This window comes from Propioniciclava sp. LT432, assembly GCF_059515965.1.
Window position 1 is genome coordinate 1 of sequence record NZ_JCAKNE010000061.1, and the last position, 6,129, is coordinate 6,129.

5 protein-coding genes and 1 pseudogene are annotated in these 6,129 nt (G+C 66.1%); 4 read left to right on the forward strand and 2 right to left on the reverse strand.

Features of this window, described 5'->3' with window-relative positions; genetic code table 11:
- Positions 1 to 59 precede the first annotated feature (59 nt).
- Entirely contained in the window at positions 60 to 1,112 is a 1,053-nt protein-coding gene (locus tag AC5YDV_RS19425; protein WP_463644791.1) for a tyrosine-type recombinase/integrase, read from the forward strand.
- Between the two features lie 59 nt (positions 1,113 to 1,171).
- The gene (locus AC5YDV_RS19430) at positions 1,172 to 3,094 is read left to right on the forward strand and encodes a tyrosine-type recombinase/integrase (RefSeq protein WP_459018334.1); all 1,923 of its coding nucleotides are present in this window, start codon (positions 1,172 to 1,174) and stop codon (positions 3,092 to 3,094) included.
- On the opposite strand, the gene AC5YDV_RS19435 is transcribed toward AC5YDV_RS19430, so the two are convergent.
- Together AC5YDV_RS19435 and AC5YDV_RS19440 are read right to left on the reverse strand one after the other, a co-directional pair.
- Entirely contained in the window at positions 3,079 to 3,372 is a 294-nt protein-coding gene (locus tag AC5YDV_RS19435; protein ID WP_496185181.1) for a transposase, read from the reverse strand. The two genes, AC5YDV_RS19430 and AC5YDV_RS19435, sit on opposite strands and share 16 nt — an antisense overlap.
- Positions 3,373 to 3,440: 68 nt before the next feature.
- Complete coding sequence (locus AC5YDV_RS19440) at positions 3,441 to 4,334, reverse strand: IS110 family RNA-guided transposase (protein ID WP_496192544.1); 894 nt, start codon at positions 4,332 to 4,334, stop codon at positions 3,441 to 3,443.
- A 362-nt stretch (positions 4,335 to 4,696) separates the two neighbouring features.
- On the opposite strand from AC5YDV_RS19440, the gene AC5YDV_RS19445 reads away from it, so the two are divergent.
- Positions 4,697 to 5,992 (forward strand): IS256 family transposase, encoded by a 1,296-nt coding sequence (locus AC5YDV_RS19445; protein WP_496192569.1) that lies wholly within the window; start codon positions 4,697 to 4,699, stop codon positions 5,990 to 5,992.
- A 54-nt stretch (positions 5,993 to 6,046) separates the two neighbouring features.
- Positions 6,047 to 6,129 (forward strand): annotated as a pseudogene (locus AC5YDV_RS19450) (hypothetical protein); the annotation flags it as partial.

The following is a 6,129-nucleotide window of genomic DNA, read 5'->3' on the forward strand; positions in this document are numbered from 1 at the left end:
GGCTTGATATGTAGGTGATCTCGACTCCGGGTGGATGGCGGTTCGTGACGGGGTCGACGATGTGGTCGTCGTTCTCGTGGCTGGAGCTGTTGATGGAGTTGTTCGTGCCTGTCCTTGCCCGCTCGCGCGGCGCCGCTCCCGAGTTGGGTGACGCGCTGTTGGATGAGTATCTGCGGTTCACTGCGGCGCGGCTGCGTCCGAACTCGGTGACGGCGCAGGCTTTCGACTTGAAGGTCTTCTTTACCGTGGTGGGTAAGCGGCCGCTGGCCGTGGGGACTGCGGACGTGTTGGCGTTCATCGAGGCACAACGCCAGCCACGACGTGGTGGGAACGTGGTGCGCCTGTCCGATGGCGAGCAGGGGTTGGCGGCCTCCACGATCAAGCGCCGGTTGGCGACGGTGACCTCGTTGTTCGACTACCTCATCGCGCGTGGCGTGTGCGAGCGCCAGCCCGTCCCGCGATCGATCACCCCTAGGACACGGTCGCTGCGAGGGGCACCGCTGGTCCGGGCCCCGAAGCGTCTGCCGCGCATCCTCGCTCCGGGTGAGGCCGTCGCGCTGACGAACGCGCTGCGCACGCAACGGGACCTGGCGATGGTCACGCTCATGCTGCGCGCCGGGCTACGGCGTTGCGAAGTCCTCGGCGTGCGGTTCACCGATATCCAGCCAGGCGACCAGCGCGTGTTCATCTGTGCGGGCAAGGGCGGTCACGAACGGATCGTCCCGGTCGATCCGTTGTTCTTCACTCACCTACACGCCTACCTGTCCCTCGAGCGGCCACGCGACGGCGACGGCGAGCGCGTGTTCGTGGTGTTGAAGGGCCCCAACCGGGGTCGTCCGCTCACGGCGGCGGGGCTTGACGAGGTCCTCGCCGGAGCCCGCCGCCGAGCCGGGCTCGCTCATGCGACGTGCCACGAGTTGCGTCATACGTGCTTCACTCGCCTGCGTGAGGCTGGGATGAGCCTGGAAGCAATCCAGGCCCAGGCGGGGCACGCGAACCTCGACACGACTCGCCTTTACCTGCACTTGTCCAACGACTGGCTCGCCGACCAGTATCGCGACGCCATGACCGTGCTCGCCGACATCTACGACAACAACGGAGCGGTGTCGTGACCCCCTCTACAGGCCCAGTGAGTGCGTCCCCGGCGCCGACGTCATCGCCGGACCGTGCTGTGGCTGAGGCGGTCGACGTGCTGCGCTGGTTCGCGGACGCGTACATCGCGGCCGGCGCGACGCCCGCAGCCCGCCAGACCCGCCGCCAGGGCGTGGCTGGGTTCGACCGGCGTTTCACCACTCTTGCCGCTTGGAACGCGGCCGACGTCATGACCCGGCGGGCCGTACGAAGCGAGGTCATGTCGTTTGCCGCCCACGCTGCTGTGGCGACTGGCCTGTGTGTCGATCCTGCCTTCGTGACGGGGTCTGGATGCCGCTGGGGCGTCTACCTGCGTACCGCCTATCCCGACCAGTACGACCGGTTCAACGGCCAGGCCGCTCAGCTCGGGTTCTGCGACAAAGAGATCGGCCGCATGTGGACCCACCTGTCCCGCATTGCCGTGATCGCCGGTACGGGTCCCGACGCGCTCACCCCCGCCGCCTACCAGCGGGCACGAACAGTGTTCTTCGAGTCCGTGACCGCAGGCAAGGACGCCATCCCGCACAAGTCACTGTCCACCCCACTGTTCGGGCTCGACGCGCTCATGCATCACCGTGGCCAAGCACCCTCCCCGGACAAGCGACGACGCTGGATTCACCGGCCCGTCGCCGAAGTCGACTGGGACCACCTCGAAGCCCACGCCCCGGTCATGACCGCAACAATGCGTCGCTACCTGCATCAATGCTCCCTGTCACTACGCCCGGCGTCGGTCACCTTGTTCGACACCACGCTCCGCCAGTTCGCCGGTTACCTCATCCACCACCACAGCGCCGACCAGCACGGCACCGATCCCGGCGGCGACGGCGACGTTCACCTGGTGGTGCGGGTCGCGGACATCGATCGCGCACACGTCGAGGGCTACAAGACCTGGCTCGCAGCACGGCCGGGACACCGAGGCAAGCCGCTGACCAAGACGACCCTGGCCATGCGCATGGGCCACCTGCGCTCGTTCTTCACCCGGATCATCGAGTGGGGCTACGACGACGTCCCCGCCCGGGTACCCGTGTACCGCGACGACCGTCCCCGCCTGGACAAGCCACTTCCGAAGTTCCTCGACGACGCCCAGGCAGCCGCGTTCATGGCTGCCGCCCGAGCACTGCCGAACCGACTCGACCGGCTCATCGTGCAGACCCTGGCCCGTACCGGGATGCGGCGCGGTGAACTGCTCGGCCTCACCATCGACGCCGTCGTCCAGATCGGCACCGGCTATTGGCTGCGCACCCCCATCGGCAAGCTCCACAACGACCGGTACATCCCCTTGGACCCGCAGCTGAAGACCCTGATCGACGACTGGCTCGCCGACCGTCCCGACTGGCAGGCCAGCGACCTGCTCCTACTCGACCGGGGCCGCCCGATCCCACCGACCCGCATCGACAAGGCCGTCGCGAAGGCCGCATCCGGTGCCGGGCTCGGCCACGTCCACCCCCACCAACTGCGTCACACCCTTGCCACCCAAGCCATCAACCGCGGCATGAGCCTGGAAGCCATCGCCGCTCTGCTCGGACACGCTGACCTGTCCATGACCATGGTCTACGCCCGGATCGGGGACCGCACCGTCGCCGACCAATACTTCAACGTCACCCGCAAGATCGAGTCCCTCTACGCCACGACCACACCCACCACGACAGATGTCGCAAAGAGCGCCACCGGCACCAAGCGCGCAACAGGTGTGCGCCTACCCGCCGACGCGGCCGGACCAGCCATGACCAGCCTGCACGCTGAGGTAAGCAAGCGTCTACTCGGCAACGGCTACTGCGCCCGCCCGATCGAGCTCGACTGCCGCTACGAAACCATCTGCGAGTCCTGCACCATGTTCTTCACCACCATCGAACACCGCCCCACCCTGCAAGCCCAACGCGACGACGCCTGCGCCAAAGGCCAAACCCGCCGCGCCGAGGTCTACACCAACCTCCTCGAACGCCTCGATCAAACCCCCGCTTGACAGACATCACCCACATAAGCCGCCGCTTTTCCAAGGAACTCCCGCTCGGCCTTCAACTCACGGACCTCCTTACGCAACCGTGCCAGTTCAGCACGCTCCGGTTCGCTGATCTCCGGTAACTCGTCGGCGTGGTCCCGCCGATACGCATTCACCCAATTCCTGAGTGTTTCCGAGCCGATACCATGATCACGCGCGACCTCGGCAACAGTCCGCGACGACTCAATCACCGCACGAACCGCCTCCGCCTTGAATTCCGGGCTGAACTTCTTCCGGGTCATTCGATCCCTTCCATTTCTCCCACGGATTCTACCGGTGGGGGCTCTTGGTCCGGAAACAATCCCTCACCTCAGACCTTGACCATGTGGTGCAGGGCGGCGTTGGCTTGCCGGTCGCCTCCTCGGCTGAGGCGATGCCGGTCGGTGCGTCCTGAGGAGACGGGGATGGGGGCGGTTCCGCACAGGGCGGCGAAGGAGGCAGACGAACGGAGTCGGTCTGGGTTCTCGCCTGCGGTGAGGAGGAGTTGCGCGCCGATGGCTGGGCCGACGCCCTTGATGGCCATCAGGGCTGGGTTGGCGCGGCGGGCGCGGCGCAGGATTCGTTCGTCGAGCTGGCTGATCTCATCGGCGAGGGCACGGTGTCGTCGAGCCAGCGTGCGTAACGCGTGCATGGTGTCGGCGTCGTCGCTGTTGTGGAGTTGGTCGGGTCTGCTGTCGTGCAGGGTGGTGAGGAGTTTCGCCTCGGGCAGTCCTCGGTAGCGGTCCCGCAGTTCGGGGCGGGTGTTGACCAGAAGGGCGTTGATCTGCCGCCAGGCGGCCTGCTGGGCCTTGACCGCGGATCGGCGGGCGATGTTGAGCGCACGGAGGGGTTCGATACTGGGATTCTTCGGGCTGGTGGTGGCCTCACCCGACAAGACCGAGCGAGCAGCTCGGTAGGCGTCGAGCGGATCGCTCTTGCCCTGCTTGCGCTTATCTGCTGGGCGGGTGCGGTTGACCTCGATCACCTGGATCCCGGCAGTGAGGAGTTCAGTGGTGATGCCCACCCCGTAGCTGGAGGTGCCCTCCACGCCGACGCTGTCCAGGGGCCCTCGCTCGATGAGCCAAGCAACGGCTCGTCGGTAGCCGGCCACGGTGGTGGGGAACTCCCGATCGGCCACGGGTTGGCCGATCCCGGTGATCACCGCGACGTGGATCGTGTCGCTGTGCGAATCGACGCCACCCACATTGTTCTGTTGGTTTGTCATGATGGTGCTGCCCTTCCTTGCCGATGGGTTCGGCGCCGGCCGGGCCGGTCAGACAGGACTCACACCAGATCCCGTGCGATGGGTCAGGCTCGTATTAGGTCATGGCCCGACCGGCCGGTGCCGCTAGCTGCGCGAGGGTCGGACGGATCACTCCATCGGCAACCCAGCAGGGTGCCAGTCAGACGTAGGGTCACGACCCCCGCGCAGTCATACCAGCATGTAAGTCAGATGGTCTGTGTGGGAGGGGTCCCTGACTCAAGGGAGTAGAGACTGTGACGATGACGACGAACGACGAGACTGTGTCGGGTCCGTTCGGGCCGCTGGAGGGTGCTCGCCCGTCAGCGCGTGAGGCGATCCAGGACATGTTGGATGCCGGCCTGCTGGACGACTTGATGGGCCGGATCGATGAGGGCGCCCTGCAGCTGACCGGCGAGGGCGGGTTCATCCCCGAAATGATCAAGGCCGTTCTCGAGCGCGGATTGGGCGCCGAGTTGACCTCCCATTTGGGATACGCCAAGGGCGACCCGGCGGGTCGGGTGTTGCCGAATTCCCGGAATGGGACCACCCCGAAAACGGTGCATTCCGAGGTCGGGTCGATACCGTTGGACATCCCCCGGGACCGGCACTCGACCTTCGAGCCCCGGCTGGTGCCCAAGGGCGAACGGCAGGTCGGCGGGCTGGCCGACATGATCATCAGCCTGTACGCGGGCGGGATGACGATCCGTGACATCCAGGCCCACCTCGCGCGCACGATCGGCACCGAGCTGTCCCATGAGACGATCAGCAAGATCACCGACGCCGTCCTCGATGAGGTCAAGGCGTGGCAGTCCCGGCCGTTGGACCCGGTCTACCCGGTCATCTACCTCGATGCGCTGGTGGTCAAGGTCCGCGACAGCCACCAGGTCCGCAACAAGGCCGCCCACATCGCGGTCGGGATCGATCTGGACGGCGTGAAACACGTACTCGGGATCTGGGTCCAGACCAGCGAGGGCGCCAAGTTCTGGGCCGGTGTGCTGGCCGAGCTCCGCAACCGCGGCATCACCGACACGCTCATCGTGTGTTGCGACGGGCTGACCGGGTTCCCCGAGGCCATCGAAGCCACCTGGCCGCGCGCGATCGTGCAGACCTGCACGGTGCACCTGATCCGCGCGTCGATGCGGTTCGTGTCCTACACCGACCGCAAGCGGGTCGCCGCGGCCCTACGGCCGGTCTACACCGCCCCCACGGTCGAGGCCGCCGAGACAGCCTTGTTGGAGTTCGCAGGCAGTGACCTGGGTCGTAAGTACCCCGCCACCGTCGCTACCTGGGAGAACGCGTGGGAAAGGTTCATCCCGTTCCTGGAATTCCCACCCGAAGTGAGACGGATCATCTACACGACGAATGCGATCGAATCGCTGAACTACCAGCTACGCAAGATCATCAAGAACCGCGGCCATTTCCCCAACGACGACTCCGTCGTGAAACTGTTGTGGCTGGCGATCCGTGACATCGAGGACAAGCGAGCCCGAGCACGCGCCAAGGAAGCCGGCAAACCCAAGGGCGAGTCCCGCACCGCACCGGGCTACCTCGTAGAAGGCGCCACCACCCAAGGCTGGAAGGCCGCCCTCGGCGCCCTCCTCATCGCCTTCCCCGACCGACTCGACAACCACATCAACTGAAAGTGAACCGACCCACTCACACACAGACAACTTGACAGGCTCAACTTCTACTCGGTTCCCTACCCGCACATCGGTCGTGGCGTCGATCTGCGGGTCACCGACACCATGGTCGAGGTGTACGCCGGCCAGCAACGGCT

What these genes read in the sequence shown, in the direction of transcription:
- AC5YDV_RS19425 (WP_463644791.1), top strand. Translation starts at nt 60, where the DNA reads ATGTGGTCGTCGTTCTCGTGGCTGGAGCTGTTGATGGAGTTGTTCGTG.
- AC5YDV_RS19435 (WP_496185181.1), bottom strand. Translation starts at nt 3,372, where the DNA reads ATGACCCGGAAGAAGTTCAGCCCGGAATTCAAGGCGGAGGCGGTTCGT.
- AC5YDV_RS19440 (WP_496192544.1), bottom strand. Translation starts at nt 4,334, where the DNA reads ATGACAAACCAACAGAACAATGTGGGTGGCGTCGATTCGCACAGCGAC.
- AC5YDV_RS19445 (WP_496192569.1), top strand. Translation starts at nt 4,697, where the DNA reads ATGTTGGATGCCGGCCTGCTGGACGACTTGATGGGCCGGATCGATGAG.